Genomic DNA, 13503 nt, shown 5'->3' with positions numbered 1-13503 from the left:
CCAGCGTGCAATGGAGCAACCTGTGCAACAGCCTGTTCCCGCGTTTGCCCCGTGGCGGCGCCATGCCGTAGATTGGCCGGCCCACCTCGACCGGAACTGCCCGGTCATGCCTCGAGATTCGCGTCGTGTCTGCTGCCTTTCCCGCTTCCGTCTATCGCCTTCCCGGTTTTCTGCCGTTTCTCATCGCCCGCGTCGTGGTGGTGTTCGCCGTGCAGATCCAGGCCATCGTGGTGGCCTGGCAGGTCTATGACCTGACCCGCGATCCGCTGTCGCTGGCCTATGTCGGCCTGGCCCAGTTCATCCCCATGCTGGTGCTGCTGATGCCGGCCGGCGATCTGATCGACCGCTTTGATCGCAAGCTGATCCTCATGCTCAGCTGGCTGGTGGAGGGGCTGTGCGCCGCCGCGCTGCTGTGGTTGTCGCTGAGCGAGGCGGCGGTGAGCTGGTATTACGCGGTGCTGGTGCTCTACGGCTGCGGCCGTGCCTTCACCGGGCCGGCGCTATCGAGCCTGCTGCCGCAGATCGTGCCGCGCGAGCGCCTGGCTGCGGCCATTGCCGCCAACAGCATGATCATGCGCGCTGCGACCATCTCCGGCCCGGTGCTGGGCGGCGGCCTGTATGCCATCGGTGGCGGCGGGCTGACCTACTCGGTGTGCCTGGTGTGCTTCCTCGTCGGTACCGCGCTGCTGCCGCTGGTGCCGGTGCGCTATGCGGAAAAGATGCAGGCGCTGGAAGCCACCGCCTGGGCGCGGTTCACCGCCGGTATCCATTTCATCCGCACCCGGCCGATCATCCTCGGCACCATCTCGCTGGACCTGTTCGCCGTGCTGCTCGGCGGCGTGGTGGCGCTGCTGCCGATCTACGCCCAGGAGGTGCTGGAGGTGGGGCCGACTGGCCTGGGTCTGCTGCGCAGCGCCATGGCCATCGGCGAAGTGACGGTGGGTCTGTACCTGAGCGTGCGGCCGTTCAACCGTCATGTCGGCCTGGTGATGTTCGCTGCGGTGGCGCTGTTCGGCGTGGCCAACCTGGTGTTCGCGCTGTCCAGCCTGTTCTGGCTGTCGTTCGCCGCGCTGGTGGTGGCCGGCGGTGCGGACATGGTGAGCATGTACATCCGCTCATCCCTGGTGCAGTTCTCCACCCCGGACGCCATGCGCGGCCGGGTCAACGCGGTGAACATGCTGTTCATCGGCTCTTCCAACGAACTGGGCGAATTCCGCGCCGGCACCAGCGCCGCCTGGTTTGGCGTGGTGCCGGCGGCGCTGATCGGCTGCGCCTGCACCCTGGCGGTGACCGGCGGCTGGATGCTCGGCTTCAAGAGCCTGCGCAGGGTCGACCGCTTCGAGGATGCCTCGCCGAGCAAGGCGGCCTGAGCGCTGGTGTCGCAGTTTGACGTGGTGCGCGCTGCGCACCCTACGGGGTAATCGTGTAGGGTGCGCCGCGCGCACCGCCCCCACCCAGCGCCAGATCGGATGCAACCGTAGCCCGGATGAAATCCGGGGAAACCTGCAGCAGAAGACCCCGGATTTCATCCGGGCTACGAAGGTGCATCAGCCCAAGCGCAACAGCGGCCGCAGCTTCAGGCCGAGCACTATGCCGAGCAGGCAGAACAGCCCGAACACCCAGCCCGACGCCGCGCCGGCCATCACCCCGGACAGCAGCGTGCCCACGGTGCAGCCCAACGCCAGCAGGCTGCCCCAGCCCAGCAGCACGCCGCCGAGCAGGCCGCGCAGCCAGTCGCGGGGCGCGCCGCTGCTGGGACGGAAATCGCCGGCGGCCAGGGCGCCGGCCCAGGCCGCGATCACCAGGCCGATGACGAACAGGCCGTTGTTCGACAGCAGCGTCTCCTTGACCACCGTGGCGCAGCCGGAAAAGCCGTCCAGTCCCTCCAGACGCTGTGGCAGCCAGCCCAGGCTGTCCGCGCCGGTGCGCGCCAGGCTGCCCAGTTCGGCCGTCACCCCCAGCGGTGCGACGCGAAAGTAGGCCAGCACCGCCAGCCCACCGATCAGCACGCCGCCGACCCAGGTTGGCCAACGCGCGCCGAACAGCAGCGACCACAGGCCCTGCGCTTCGGCCGACCTGCCCGTCTGGCGATACCGCAGCAGCCAGGTGGCCAGCGCACCCAGCAGCGCCAGTTGCAGCAGCAGCGAGCCGCCGTAACCGAGCCGGCCGGGCAGCCAGAGCACCGGCGCTTCCTGCAGGGCGGCCAGATACAGCGGGTTCCAGCTGAGAAAACCCAGGGCGAAGCCGAGCAGCGCGCCAGCGAGCGCGGCCAGCGAGGCGAAATTGCCCTCGCCGAGGCGATACAGATGCGCGCTGATGCACGAGCCGGAAATCGCCATGCCGAGGCCGAACACCGTGGCGGCCAGAGCCAGCACCCAGCTCAGCGGACCGATATGGGCATCCGGGGGCAGGCGCCCGCCGCTGGGGTCGGGGAGGAAGGCGCCGAACACCGCGTGATAGCCGAGGGTGCCCACCGCCAGGGCAGCGAGCAGGCCGAGCAGGCCGTCCGGTATGCGGCGTTCGACGAAGTCGCGGGTCACGCAGAAGAAGCAGAAGCGCGAACGCTGCAGCAGCAGGCCGAACAGCGCGCCGCTGGCCAGCGAGTAGCTGAAGGCGCGGCCTTCGTTGCTGCCGTCGGCCAGCTGCCAGATGAAGGCGAGCAGGGCGATGGCGATGACGCCGGCCGTGGCGATGGGTAGCGTTGCGCGAGGGGAGGCGATACTTGCGGTCATAGGTTGTCCTTGCTGACCGTAATGATGAAAGCGGCCCCGGTGTTCAGGCCGGGGCCGTGTTGTGCGTGACTGACAATTGTTCGTAGGAGCGGCTTCATCCGCGAAACTCGCGGATAAATCCGCTCCTACAGGAGGCATCAACCTTCATAGCGATGGATCGGTGAGGCGTGATCCACCCTACGCCTGGATCGGTTCAAGCCCTTACTTGCCACCCCAGACGGTGCCCGCCAGGTTCACCACCGGCACGCCCACGGCATTGCCGTACTCGGTCCAGGAGCCGTCGTAGTTGCGCACGTCGTAGCCGAGAATCTTCTTCAGGGCGAACCAGGTGTGGCTGGAGCGCTCGCCGATGCGGCAGTAGGTGATGATCGGCTTGCTGCCGTCGATGCCCACCGTGGCGTAGACCTTCTTCAGCTCCTCGGCCGATTTGAAGGTGCCGTCGGCGGCCACCGCCTGACCCCAGGGCACGTTCACCGCGCCGGGTACGTGGCCGGCGCGCACGGCCAGCTCTTGCACGCCCTGCGGGGCGAAGACCTTGCCGTTGTATTCGTCCGGCGAGCGGATATCCACCAGTTGCACGTCGCTGCGCTTCTCGGCGGCGGCCAGCACGTCCGGGAGGAAGGCGCGCAGCTCCTTGTTGGCGGCCTTGACCGTGACGTTGCCGGCTTTCGGCGTGCTGGCGCGGCTGTCCAGCTGACGGCCTTCGGCCTCCCACTTGGCGCGGCCGCCGTCGAGCAGCTTGACGTTATCCACGCCGTACACGTCGAACACCCAGGCGCCCCAGGCGGCGAACCAGTTGTTGTTGTCGCCATAGAGAATGGTGGTGCTGTCGTCATTCACCCCGGCCTTGCGCAGCAGCTGCTGGAAGGCTTCCTGGCTGGCGATGTCGCGGCGTACCGGGTCGACCAGGTCGCTGTGCCAGGCGAAGTTCACCGCGCCGGGGATATGCCCGCGCTCGTAGACGCCGGGCACCACGCTGACCTCGATGATGCGTACCTTGGGATCTTTCAGGTTCTTTTCCAGCCAGTCGGTACTGACCAGATAGTCGCTGGCGGCCTGCGCCGTCAGCGTGTGCAGCAGGGTGGCGGCGGCCAGCAGGCCGGCGCCGAACAGGGTCTTGATAGTCATTGTCGACGACCTCTCGAAGGTTGGCAGATTTCAGGCTAGTCAGCCTTTATCGAAGCGAGATACCGCTTTTTTCTATGCATATTCCCGGTTGAGCGCACCTCCCTCAGCCGTACAGCGACGGCTGCGGCCCCTGGCCGCTGAGCAGCCAGTGACCGAGGTCGCGCACCTTGTAGTCGATGGGGTCGTGCAGGCTGTGCACCCGCACGTTGCGCCAGAAGCGGTCGAAGCCGTAACGCGAGCTGGTGGCACGGGCGCCCATGGCTTCGAAGATCTGGCTGGTGATCTCCAGCGCGGCGCGTGCCGACACCACCTTGGCCTCACTGATGGCCAGCGCCACCTCGGCGCGTTCGGCGGCGGTCAGCGCCGGTTTTTCCCAGGCGCTCTGCAGGCGCTGGGCGGCGTGCTCGGCCAGAGGCAGGGCGCTGCGGTAGCGCAGCCACAGTTCGCCGTAGCGTTGCTGGATGAAGGGATCGTCACTGGCATTGGCCACGCCTGATGCCGGCCAGGCGCGACTCTGCTCGCGGGTGTAGCGCAGCGCTGCGTCCAGCGCGCCCTGAGCATTGCCCAGGTAGAGCTGGGTGAGGATCAGCTGCGACAGGCAGGCGCGCAGGGTGGTACGCGGGCTGGGGCCGACCGGGCCGAGCAGCTCGCTGGCGTCGACGAACACCTGCTCGAACTGCACCGTGCCGCTGTCGGTCTGGCGCTGGCCGAAGCCGTCCCAGTCGCTGTTCACCGCCAGGCCCTCGCGCTGGCTGGGCAGCACGATGAACACGCGATCCTCCGGGTTCCTGCCGCGCGGTGCGCTGATCACCAGCGCATCGGCGCCCAGCGCGCCGGAGCAGAACGACTTGCTGCCGTTGAGCTCGTAATGCTCCTCGCGCGGGCTGAGCACGAGGCCGGTGTCGCGGCCGTTGGTGGCGTTGCCCCAGAACCAGCGCTCCTGCACCGTACGCGTCAGCCAGTGGCGCTGCTGATCGGGGCTGCCGAACAGCACGATGGTCGCCACCTGCAGGTGCTGGAAGGCGAACAGGTGGGCCAGCGAGCTGTCCACCGCCGCCAGGTAGCGCACGATGCGGTAGATCTCCGGCCAGGCCACGCCCTGGCCGCCGTATTGCTGCGGCACGGCCAGGGTCAGCAGGCCGCTGTCGCGCAGCAGCTCGCGCTCGGCCTGCGGGCTGCCGCCGGCGCGATCACGCTCCACCGCGCTGGCCGCCAGACGCCGGGCCAGGCGTTCGACCTTGGCCGTGCGGTTGCCGAAATCCACCGGGAACAGGTGCGCGGCCAGCAGCGGTTCGTCACGCAGGCTGGGGTGCAGACGGGCCTCGGCACTCATTGCGGGCTCCAGATGCTGACTTCGCGGGCATCCACCGAGGTCGGCAGCAGGCTGGCGCCGAAGAAGGCATCGGCGATCTTCTGCTGTTCGGCGAGGCTGTCTGGTTGCACCAGGCGTACCTGGTAGCTGCGCTTGGCGTTGGCCTGCTCGACGATGGCCGGGGCGAGGTTGCCCCACAGCGGGCCGAGGATTTCAGCCGCCTGGCGCGGGTTCGCGCGCAGCCAGTCGCCGGTCTTCACCAACTCGTCGAACACGGTCTGCAGCACCTGCGGATGGTTCCTGGCGAAGGTGGCGCTGGTCAGGTAGTAGCGCTGGTAGTCGGCCAGGCCCTTGCCGTCGGAGAGGATGCGCGTCGGCAACTGCTGCTGGGCGCTGCTGAGGAAGGGTTCCCAGGTGACCCAGGCGTCCACCTTGCGGTTCTCGAAGGCGGCGCGGCCGTCGGCCGGAGCCAGGTAGGCCGGTTCGATGTCGCTGAATTTCAGGCCGGCCTGCTGCAGTGCGGCGATCAGCAGGTAATGCACGCCGGCCGCCTTGGTCACGGCGACCTTTTTGCCCTTGAGGTCGGCCAGGCTTGTGATCGGTGAATCCTCGCGCACGATGATCGCCTGGGCGCTGGGCGACGGCGCCTCCTGGGCGAAGTAGGCGAGGTCGGCGCCGGCGGCCTGGGCGAACACCGGCACGGTGTCGGCGACATCGGCAGAGAGGTCGATATTGCCGACGTTGAGCGCTTCCAGCAGCGGCTGGCCGTTGGGGAATTCGTGCCAGCTGATGGTGATGTCCTGGTCGGCCAGGGCCTTTTCCAGGGTGCCCTGGCTCTTCAGCAGGCTGATCAGCGTGGAGGATTTCTGGTAGCCGATGCGCAGCTGCTGGGCGGCGTCGGCGATGGGCGCGGCGAGCAGGCCGATTGCCAGGGACACGGCAATCAGTGTGCTGCGCTTGGAAGGGGTCTTGGACATGGCGGCATCTCGATCCAGACACGTACCGGCCATGCGTAGCGGCGGATCACGTGTACTTCAGTGTTGGGAAAGAAGTCCGGTGATCCGGTGAAGAGAAGCTAGTCGATCTAAAAAGCCCTTGTTAAATAATTTTTAGTCATGAGCTAAGGCCGATTTGTCAGGCAGGTCGCCAGCAGTCTTATATTCTTTTTTGTTACTACAAAGTGAAAAATAATTCTTTTTAGGGATTAACGAGTATTTCGTAGATTAGCCACCAGCCGACAGCGGACCACCGCATCGGGCCCGAATCGGGGGCTCTTATTTGTCAACTTCGTCGTGTCGGTCGTCCGTCGAGCCCCTGTGCAGTGCCCAGCCTATAACAGCCTACACAGCACCTGGAGCATCGAGCATGAACAAGTCCAATCTGGCGCTGGCCGTCGCCCTGGCCGCTCTGGCCACCGAAGCGACTGCCGCCGGTTTCATCGAAGACAGCAAGGCCAGCATCGGCCTGCGCAATTTCTATTACGACCTCAACACCAAGAACACCGCCACCAACAACGGCGAGGCGCAGGAGTGGGGGCAGGGCTTCATCTTCAACTACAGCTCCGGTTTCACCGAAGGCACCGTCGGCTTCGGCCTCGACGCCATCGGCCTGCTGGGCGTCAAGCTGGATTCCGGCGGCCGCAATACCAAGACCGGGCGCGACCGCACTCCCGGCCAGCTGTTCCCGCTCGATAGCGACGGCAGCGCGGTGGACGAGTACAGCAAGGCCGGCGTGACCGCCAAGGTGCGCCTGTCCAAGACCGAGGCGCGCCTCGGCACCCTGCTGCCGAAGCTGCCGGTGGTGACCTTCAACGACGGCCGCCTGCTGCCGCAGACCTTCGAAGGCGGGCAGATCACCTCCAACGAGATCGACGGCCTGACCCTGACCGCCGGCCAGCTGGAAAGCACCAAGACCCGCAGCTCCACCGACGACATCGCCCTGCGTATCGCCGGCGCCACCGGTGACGCCGACACCAACAAGTTCTACTTCGCCGGCGGTGACTACAAGCTGACCAAGGACCTGACGCTGCAGTACTACTACGGCAATCTGGAAGACTTCTACAAACAGCACTTCCTCGGCCTGGTGCACAGCTGGGCGATCGGCCCGGGTTCGCTGAAGACCGACCTGCGCTACTTCGACAGCGGTTCCGACGGCAAGAACGGCAGCGCTGCCGGTCGCGCCCAGGGTTACCGCAGCGCCGGCTACTGGCGTGCCGGCGACAGCAGCACGGGCGAGGTCGACAACCAGACCTGGAGCGCGCTGTTCACCTACACCCTGGGCAGCCACTTCGCCAGCCTTGGCTACCAGCAGGTCGAAGGCGACAGCGCCTTCCCCTTCCTCAACCAGGGCGGCGGCTCCTCGTCCTACCTGATCACCGACCGTCAGATCGGCAAGTTCCAGAACGCCGGTGAGCGCACCTGGGTGGCCGAGTACGGCTATGACTTCGCCAAGCTCGGCGTACCGGGCCTGAAGGCCAGCGTCGCTTACCTCAAGGGCGACAACGTCGATTCCGCCAACGGCGACCTGAAGGAATGGGAGCGCGATTTCCGCCTCGACTACACCCTGCAGGACGGCCCGCTGAAAGGCCTCGGCGTGTCCTGGCGCAATGCGACCCAGCGCGGCAACGTCACCACCGATGCCGACGAGAACCGTTTGATCCTGAGCTACACCCTGACCCTGCTGTAAACCCAGTTGTGCCATCTCCTGACCGGCCCGCCAACGGGCCGGAAGGTATTTCATCCAAGTGAGGAGATGACCATGAAGAAGAATGCCTTGCGCGTTGGCTTGGCGGCGCTGTTCGCCGCCTGGTTGCCCGCCGCCGTACATGCTGCACCGCCCAAGGAAGTCCGCCTGGACTACGCCTACTATGCCCCCACCAGCCTGGTGCTCAAGCAACAGGGCCTGCTGGAAAAAGCCCTCGCGCCGCAGGGCATCGCCGTCAAATGGGTGTTCAGCCAGGGCAGCAACCGCTCGCTGGAATACCTCAATGGCGGCAGTACCGATTTCGCCTCCACCGCCGGCCTGGCTGCCGTGCTCAGCCGCGCCAATGGCGCGCCGATCAACACCGTCTATGTCGCCAGCCGCCCGGAGTGGACGGCGCTCGTGGTGCCCAAGGACTCGCCCATCCAATCGCTAGCTGACCTCAAAGGCAAGAAGGTCGCCGCCACCAAGGGCACCGACCCTTTCCTGTTCCTCCTGCAGAGCCTGCAGAAGGCCGGGCTGGACAAGAACGCCGTGGAAATCGTCCACCTGCAACATCCTGACGGTCGCATTGCCCTGGAGCGCGGCGACGTGCAGGCCTGGGCGGGGCTCGACCCGCTGATGGCGGCCAGCGAGCTGCAGGCCGGCTCGCGCCTGCTGTACCGCAATCGTGATTTCAACAGCTACAGCGTGCTCAGCGTCACCGAGAAGTTTGCCAAGGAGCAACCCGAGCTGATCCAGCAGGTGATCGCCGCCTACGAGCAGGCGCGCCAGTGGGCCATCGCCAACCCCGATGCCCTGGCCCAGTTGCTCGCCGACGAAGCCAAGCTGCCGCTGGAAGTGGCCAAGCTACAACTGTCGCGCACCGACTTCAGCAACCCGCAGCCGGGCGCCGAGCACATCAAGGCGCTGAAAGCCGCCGCACCCATCCTGCTCGACGAGCAACTGGTGCGTCCGGGTACCGACGTCGCTCAGGTGGTCGACCAACTGATCCAGCCGCAACTGGCCGCTCAGGTAATCGGCAGCAACGTGGCCAAGGCGGGGAACTGACCGATGGGCGCGCTCAACCTCGTCATCGGTCGCTGGGTCGAACGGCTTCCCGCCTGGCGGCCGGCACTGACCGACCTGCGTGGTTGGGTGGTGCCCCTGCTGATTCTGGCTCTGCTGGAAACCCTGGTGCGCAGCGGCGTATTGCCCGCGCACCAGATGCCTGCGCCGAGCCAGGTGGCGCAAACTCTGTACCTGCTGGCGCAGAGCGGCGAGCTGTGGCGGCATCTGAACGCCAGCCTGCTGCGCGTCAGCGCCGGCTTCGCCATCGGCGCCGTGCTGGCCATCGTCATCGGCACCTGGGTGGGCCTCAGCCGCCGCGCTGAAGCCTATCTGGAGCCGACCTTCCAGGCGCTGCGGGCCATCCCGAGCCTGGCCTGGGTGCCGTTGCTGCTGCTCTGGTTGGGCATCGACGAAACGCCGAAAATCGTGCTGATCGCCTTAGGCGCCTTCTTCCCGGTGTACCTGGCGCTGCTCGCCGGCATCCGCAACATCGACCGCAAGCTGGTGGAAGTGGGCCAGCTCTACGGCCTTTCGCCCATGGCGCTGGTGCGCCGCATCCTTCTGCCGGCCGCGCTGCCGAGTCTGTTCACCGGCTTGCGCGGAGCACTCAGCCTGAGCTGGATGTTCCTCGTCGCCGCCGAACTGATCGCCGCCACCCGTGGCCTTGGCTACCTGCTCAGCGACGGCCGGGAAACCTCGCGACCGGATCTGGTGATCGCTGCCATCCTGCTGCTGGCGCTGCTCGGCAAACTCAGCGACAGCCTGCTCAAGGCCTGGGAAACCCGCGCCCTGCGCTGGCGCGACAGCTTCCAGGGTGGGGAGGGCGGAGCATGAGTGCGCTGCTGAAACTGCAGAATATCCACAAGGCCTTCGCTGACGTACGTGTGCTCGAAGACGTCAGCCTGAGTCTGGCCGCTGGCGAAGTGGTCAGCCTGCTCGGCCCCTCCGGCTGCGGCAAGAGCACTCTGCTGCGCATCGCCGCCGGGCTGGATCAGGATTATCAGGGCGGGCTGGAACTCAACCCGCTGCTCAACTTCGGCCGCGGCAGCGGCATCGGCGTGGTGTTCCAGGAGCCTCGGCTGATGCCTTGGCTGAGCGTGGCGCAGAACGTCGGCTTCGCCGATGGCTGGGTAGCTGATGACCAGTGGATTGAACAGCTATTGCGCGACGTCGGCCTGCACGGGCGTGGCGAGGCGCTGCCCAAGCACCTCTCCGGCGGCCAGGCCCAACGTGTGGCCATCGCCCGCGCCCTGTACGGCAAGCCGCAGGTACTGCTGCTCGACGAGCCCTTCAGCGCGGTGGACGCCTTCACCCGCATGAAACTGCAGGATCTGGTGGTGGTGCTGGCCGCCCGCTACGAGATCGCCGTGCTGCTGGTCACTCATGACCTCGACGAAGCCTTCTACCTCAGCGACCGCGTGCTGATCCTTGGCGGCACACCAAGCCGCCTGCAACGCGAACTGGCCGTGCCCCTGACCCGCCCCCGCGACCGCCGCTCGGCCGAACTGGCCTACCTGCGCGGCGAGGCCCTGACCGAGCTGTACCAGTCGCACGTGCTGTAAACGAACTCTTCAAGGTGGAGTACTTTTTCGGGCCGTCAGGCCCGAATTTTTTGCCCGCGTCGCACGCGCCGGCTTTTCGTAGCCCGGATGTAATCCGGGGCTTTGGTTGTGAGATTTGGTAGGAAATATGGCGGCACTGAAACGGGAAAAAGGGCATTATTTTCAGCTAACGAGGCGGCTCAATAAATATATCCGTCCCCTTTTACGATAGTGTATCTAGTCTTTTAGATATTTCTTGGAAACTTGCGTGGCAATTGTATAAGCCGCAGTGTGGATCATCAAAATCGCCGATTTGTGTGCCCGATACCCATATGCATAGCCGGCCCCATGGTTCAGAAGGCGGTTCTAAATGTGGCTCGATCATCGCCTCAATTGCGAAGTCTGACTTGTTGCCGAAGATCATCCGTGGATTGCCTAACGTTTGGTTAAGGGGCGGGCTTTAGCCCGTCCCAGTGAGCGAAGCGAACGGTTTGAACCAGTTGTTAGGCATCAGAACTTGCGCTGGTTGCTGAACTGAGTGACTTGCCCATAAAGACGCTGAGCGGATGCTCGGGATATGAGCCGAATGCGCCTCGACGCGTATAGCCTTGATTTGTGTAGAACCTCAGTGCCTCCGGTTGATATGGCCCGGTTTCAAGCATGAGCTCTCTGCAGCCTGACTCGTAGGCACTTGCCTCTAGGGTGGCGATGAGTTTCTTTGCAATACCTTTGCCCCTGGCTTCGGGTAGCACATACATGCGCTTGACCTCGCCGTATAAGTCATTCATGACGACAGCGCCACAGCCTAGGGCAGCGTGTTGTTCATCTCTTGCAACGACAAAAAGGACATTGGGTTTGGAGAGTGACGCGAGGTCGAGCGCATAACGCGCCTCTGCCGGATACAGAGAGTCTTGATAAGCATCGAGATCTGCGATGAGAGCTATGACATCCGGCTGATTGGGGGACTCTTGTTCGACGCGCATAGTGGACTCTGATGCCTAACGTTTGGTTAAGGGGCGGGCTTTAGCCCGTCCCAGTGAGCGCAGCGAACGATTTGAACCACTAGTTAGGCTCTCGCGCCGTATTACCTTCATAAAAGTACCAGAAAGCAAATGCTGCTGGAATGCCAAATAGTACTCCGGGAGTAAATGTCTCTTTTAGATATATTAACCAGCCCCACAGGGTTGGCGCACCATTTATATTTTTGACTACGTTGAATCCATATATTTGTGCCTCTATTGTCCCGATGAACTGGCCATCTGGGAAAGGCCATCTATAGATGCCGGTTGGGATGATTGCTATTAAGAATCCGGCCGATATCACATGCTTTAATTTGAGAAGGTTGAATTTATTTAGCAGGGTTAGAGTAGGTAGCCCCATTACGATAAAGTGAGCAGTAGAAATAATTAGACCATATAAGATAAATGTTGGAATTAAACCATCTGAGGGCGACCCGCCAAGCGCTACAGCAGTTAGAGCAATGATGAGCGAAGGCGTAACTATGGCTGCAAGGCTTGCGAAGAACATTAAGATTAGCCTAACGTTTGGTTAAGGGGCCGGCTTTAGCCGGTCCCGAGTGAGCGAAGCGAGCGGCTTGAACCATTTGTTAGAGCGGTGCACGCCGATGGAAACCTAAATATAGCTCTTTGAGTGGTTCAGGCAGGGCGTGCCAGTAGGGAGCTGCTTTTTTGCTTGGAACCTGCCAGAACAAATTTTCAGTAAACGAAACATCAATGCAGTTATAAATTTCTTTTGTGCAATTTTCAAGACTGTTACTGATGAATATGAATAGCTCCGAGTGGCTCTCGTGATTTGTGCCTTTGCACATTTCTGAATTCAGAGCATTAGCCAAACTGCCAAACCAAGAATATGCAAACCCCGGGTCTAGCTCGCCCCAAAGCCGAATGTGCTCACGGTCAGCTTTGGCGGTAATTTCTGGGAAGTTTGATCTGACAAAGTTGTATAGGTCTAGGGGGGCTTCCATGCTTTTAGCTCTAACGTTTGGTTAAGGGGCGGGCTTTAGCCCGTCCCAGTGAGCGAAGCGAACGATTTGAACCAATTGTTAGAAATGGTTCTCCTGATGCTGTGGCTTTCGCGGCGAACTGTTGAAAGATAGAACTGCCGGTACTGAATTTTGCCCGCATGGATTGCATTCAGAATTCCTCAGTTATAACAATGTCTTGATCCATATCGGCAATTTTTTGCATCAGCCACGGTACTTTGTTAATAAAAGCATATTCCCTGAGCTCAATTTCGTACTCTTTATTTTCCAGTCCTTTGATTCGATAGGTTGCAGGGTAGTTGCAGTCGCATCCGATTATGGACGGCACAATGCTTTTGTAACCGAGAACAAGCTTGCTGCCTTCTTCGACTTTATAATTACCAAGCAGCCAAGTTGTTCCGCAGTTCGGCGACAGGATTACATTGATCGTAGCTGTGTTTTCCTTCCAAAGTATTTCCTCTGGACGGGTGGGTTTGCGTGGTTCCGATTCACAAAGGCCGAATGAGAATTCCAGCTCTTCTGGTGGATCATGCCGGAAATACTCGTGCACAATAGTTCCACCGCCAGCTAGATGAAAAAGAATAACTGCTGTCAGCGAAAATAGTGCGCCTAGTGCCCAGGAAAGATATTTTAATACTCGCCACATAGCTGGCTCGACGGTAAATCTAACGTTTGGTTAAGGGGCGGGCTTTAGCCCGTCCCAGCGAGCGGAGCGAGCGATTTGAACCATTTGTTATACGCTTTTGGATTTAGGAAACCAAAAAGAAGCTAACAAAAATAGTAACGTAACCAAAGATTGCGGAGTAGATATTTGTAGTTCAATTGGTATCTCTATCGGAGAATGCTGGATGTTGCCTTTCCTCAATTAAATTAATAACCAGATTATTGGCCAAAATGTTTAATGAGGTGAAAGCGAAGGCGCACCACGTTGCTATTTTGTTGCCTTTATACAAGTAAATTGAACAAGCAGCGAAGATGGCCGCTGGTATCAGAAACTCCCAGTCGGCCGAAATGCATCTGTATAGCCACGATAGAGAG

At 62.4% G+C, this 13503-nt stretch carries 14 protein-coding genes; 5 read left to right on the top strand and 9 right to left on the bottom strand.

Annotated features, from left to right (window positions below; genetic code table 11):
• The first annotated feature begins 125 nt into the window (after positions 1 to 125).
• Complete coding sequence (locus tag L1F06_RS23440; protein ID WP_129483646.1) at positions 126 to 1370, top strand: MFS transporter; 1245 nt, start codon at positions 126 to 128, stop codon at positions 1368 to 1370.
• Positions 1371 to 1547: 177 nt separating this feature from the next.
• On the opposite strand, the gene L1F06_RS23435 is transcribed toward L1F06_RS23440, so the two are convergent.
• The 4 genes from L1F06_RS23435 to L1F06_RS23420 form a co-directional block, all read right to left on the bottom strand.
• Positions 1548 to 2732 (bottom strand): YeeE/YedE thiosulfate transporter family protein, encoded by a 1185-nt coding sequence (locus tag L1F06_RS23435; protein ID WP_129483645.1) that lies wholly within the window; start codon positions 2730 to 2732, stop codon positions 1548 to 1550.
• Positions 2733 to 2933: 201 nt separating this feature from the next.
• Positions 2934 to 3860 (bottom strand): sulfurtransferase, encoded by a 927-nt coding sequence (locus tag L1F06_RS23430; RefSeq protein ID WP_129483644.1) that lies wholly within the window; start codon positions 3858 to 3860, stop codon positions 2934 to 2936.
• 103 nt (positions 3861 to 3963) lie between these two features.
• On the bottom strand, positions 3964 to 5193 hold the full coding sequence (locus L1F06_RS23425) for an acyl-CoA dehydrogenase family protein (protein WP_129483643.1): 1230 nt from the start codon (positions 5191 to 5193) through the stop codon (positions 3964 to 3966).
• Positions 5190 to 6149 (bottom strand): aliphatic sulfonate ABC transporter substrate-binding protein, encoded by a 960-nt coding sequence (locus L1F06_RS23420; protein WP_129483642.1) that lies wholly within the window; start codon positions 6147 to 6149, stop codon positions 5190 to 5192. The genes L1F06_RS23425 and L1F06_RS23420 overlap by 4 nt, the downstream gene beginning before the upstream one ends.
• Before the next feature lie 388 nt (positions 6150 to 6537).
• Here L1F06_RS23420 and L1F06_RS23415 point away from each other — a divergent pair, with 388 nt between their 5' ends.
• The 4 genes from L1F06_RS23415 (at position 6538) to L1F06_RS23400 (ending at position 10484) form a co-directional block, all read left to right on the top strand.
• On the top strand, positions 6538 to 7857 hold the full coding sequence (locus L1F06_RS23415) for an OprD family porin (RefSeq protein ID WP_129483641.1): 1320 nt from the start codon (positions 6538 to 6540) through the stop codon (positions 7855 to 7857).
• 72 nt (positions 7858 to 7929) lie between these two features.
• Positions 7930 to 8922 carry an aliphatic sulfonate ABC transporter substrate-binding protein gene (locus tag L1F06_RS23410; protein ID WP_129483640.1) on the top strand — a complete coding sequence of 331 codons (993 nt, stop codon included), beginning with the start codon at positions 7930 to 7932 and terminating at the stop codon, positions 8920 to 8922.
• Positions 8923 to 8925: 3 nt separating this feature from the next.
• A complete protein-coding gene (locus L1F06_RS23405) occupies positions 8926 to 9756 on the top strand; it encodes an ABC transporter permease (protein WP_129483639.1) in 831 nt (276 codons plus the stop codon).
• A complete protein-coding gene (locus tag L1F06_RS23400) occupies positions 9753 to 10484 on the top strand; it encodes an ABC transporter ATP-binding protein (protein WP_096825274.1) in 732 nt (243 codons plus the stop codon). The genes L1F06_RS23405 and L1F06_RS23400 overlap by 4 nt, the downstream gene beginning before the upstream one ends.
• A gap of 202 nt (positions 10485 to 10686) precedes the next feature.
• Here the strand turns inward: L1F06_RS23400 and L1F06_RS25065 are convergent, their stop codons facing one another.
• The 5 genes from L1F06_RS25065 to L1F06_RS23380 form a co-directional block, all read right to left on the bottom strand.
• Positions 10687 to 10848 carry a hypothetical protein gene (locus L1F06_RS25065; protein WP_492759479.1) on the bottom strand — a complete coding sequence of 54 codons (162 nt, stop codon included), beginning with the start codon at positions 10846 to 10848 and terminating at the stop codon, positions 10687 to 10689.
• Between the two features lie 118 nt (positions 10849 to 10966).
• Positions 10967 to 11446, bottom strand: coding sequence for a GNAT family N-acetyltransferase (locus tag L1F06_RS23395; protein ID WP_252576700.1), 480 nt, complete (start codon positions 11444 to 11446; stop codon positions 10967 to 10969).
• Positions 11447 to 11525: 79 nt separating this feature from the next.
• Complete coding sequence (locus tag L1F06_RS23390) at positions 11526 to 11990, bottom strand: hypothetical protein (protein ID WP_129484126.1); 465 nt, start codon at positions 11988 to 11990, stop codon at positions 11526 to 11528.
• A 79-nt stretch (positions 11991 to 12069) separates the two neighbouring features.
• Positions 12070 to 12447, bottom strand: coding sequence for a DUF7674 family protein (locus L1F06_RS23385; RefSeq protein ID WP_129484127.1), 378 nt, complete (start codon positions 12445 to 12447; stop codon positions 12070 to 12072).
• Between the two features lie 169 nt (positions 12448 to 12616).
• A complete protein-coding gene (locus tag L1F06_RS23380; RefSeq protein WP_129484128.1) occupies positions 12617 to 13111 on the bottom strand; it encodes a hypothetical protein in 495 nt (164 codons plus the stop codon).
• Positions 13112 to 13503 lie beyond the last annotated feature (392 nt).

The organism is Pseudomonas hydrolytica, assembly GCF_021495345.1.
Lineage (GTDB): Bacteria > Pseudomonadota > Gammaproteobacteria > Pseudomonadales > Pseudomonadaceae > Aquipseudomonas > Aquipseudomonas hydrolytica.
The sequence above is the reverse complement of the archived record's forward strand: the minus strand, read 5'-3'. Positions and strand labels throughout refer to the sequence as shown.

Bases quoted from the DNA above. Each gene is read 5' to 3' on its own strand.
- L1F06_RS23420 (WP_129483642.1), bottom strand. From the start codon at position 6,149: ATGTCCAAGACCCCTTCCAAGCGCAGCACACTGATTGCCGTGTCCCTG.
- L1F06_RS23380 (WP_129484128.1), bottom strand. From the start codon at position 13,111: ATGTGGCGAGTATTAAAATATCTTTCCTGGGCACTAGGCGCACTATTT.
- L1F06_RS23435 (WP_129483645.1), bottom strand. From the start codon at position 2,732: ATGACCGCAAGTATCGCCTCCCCTCGCGCAACGCTACCCATCGCCACG.
- L1F06_RS23415 (WP_129483641.1), top strand. From the start codon at position 6,538: ATGAACAAGTCCAATCTGGCGCTGGCCGTCGCCCTGGCCGCTCTGGCC.
- L1F06_RS23405 (WP_129483639.1), top strand. From the start codon at position 8,926: ATGGGCGCGCTCAACCTCGTCATCGGTCGCTGGGTCGAACGGCTTCCC.
- L1F06_RS23395 (WP_252576700.1), bottom strand. From the start codon at position 11,446: ATGCGCGTCGAACAAGAGTCCCCCAATCAGCCGGATGTCATAGCTCTC.
- L1F06_RS23400 (WP_096825274.1), top strand. From the start codon at position 9,753: ATGAGTGCGCTGCTGAAACTGCAGAATATCCACAAGGCCTTCGCTGAC.
- L1F06_RS23385 (WP_129484127.1), bottom strand. From the start codon at position 12,447: ATGGAAGCCCCCCTAGACCTATACAACTTTGTCAGATCAAACTTCCCA.
- L1F06_RS23390 (WP_129484126.1), bottom strand. From the start codon at position 11,990: ATGTTCTTCGCAAGCCTTGCAGCCATAGTTACGCCTTCGCTCATCATT.
- L1F06_RS23425 (WP_129483643.1), bottom strand. From the start codon at position 5,193: ATGAGTGCCGAGGCCCGTCTGCACCCCAGCCTGCGTGACGAACCGCTG.
- L1F06_RS25065 (WP_492759479.1), bottom strand. From the start codon at position 10,848: ATGATCGAGCCACATTTAGAACCGCCTTCTGAACCATGGGGCCGGCTA.
- L1F06_RS23410 (WP_129483640.1), top strand. From the start codon at position 7,930: ATGAAGAAGAATGCCTTGCGCGTTGGCTTGGCGGCGCTGTTCGCCGCC.
- L1F06_RS23430 (WP_129483644.1), bottom strand. From the start codon at position 3,860: ATGACTATCAAGACCCTGTTCGGCGCCGGCCTGCTGGCCGCCGCCACC.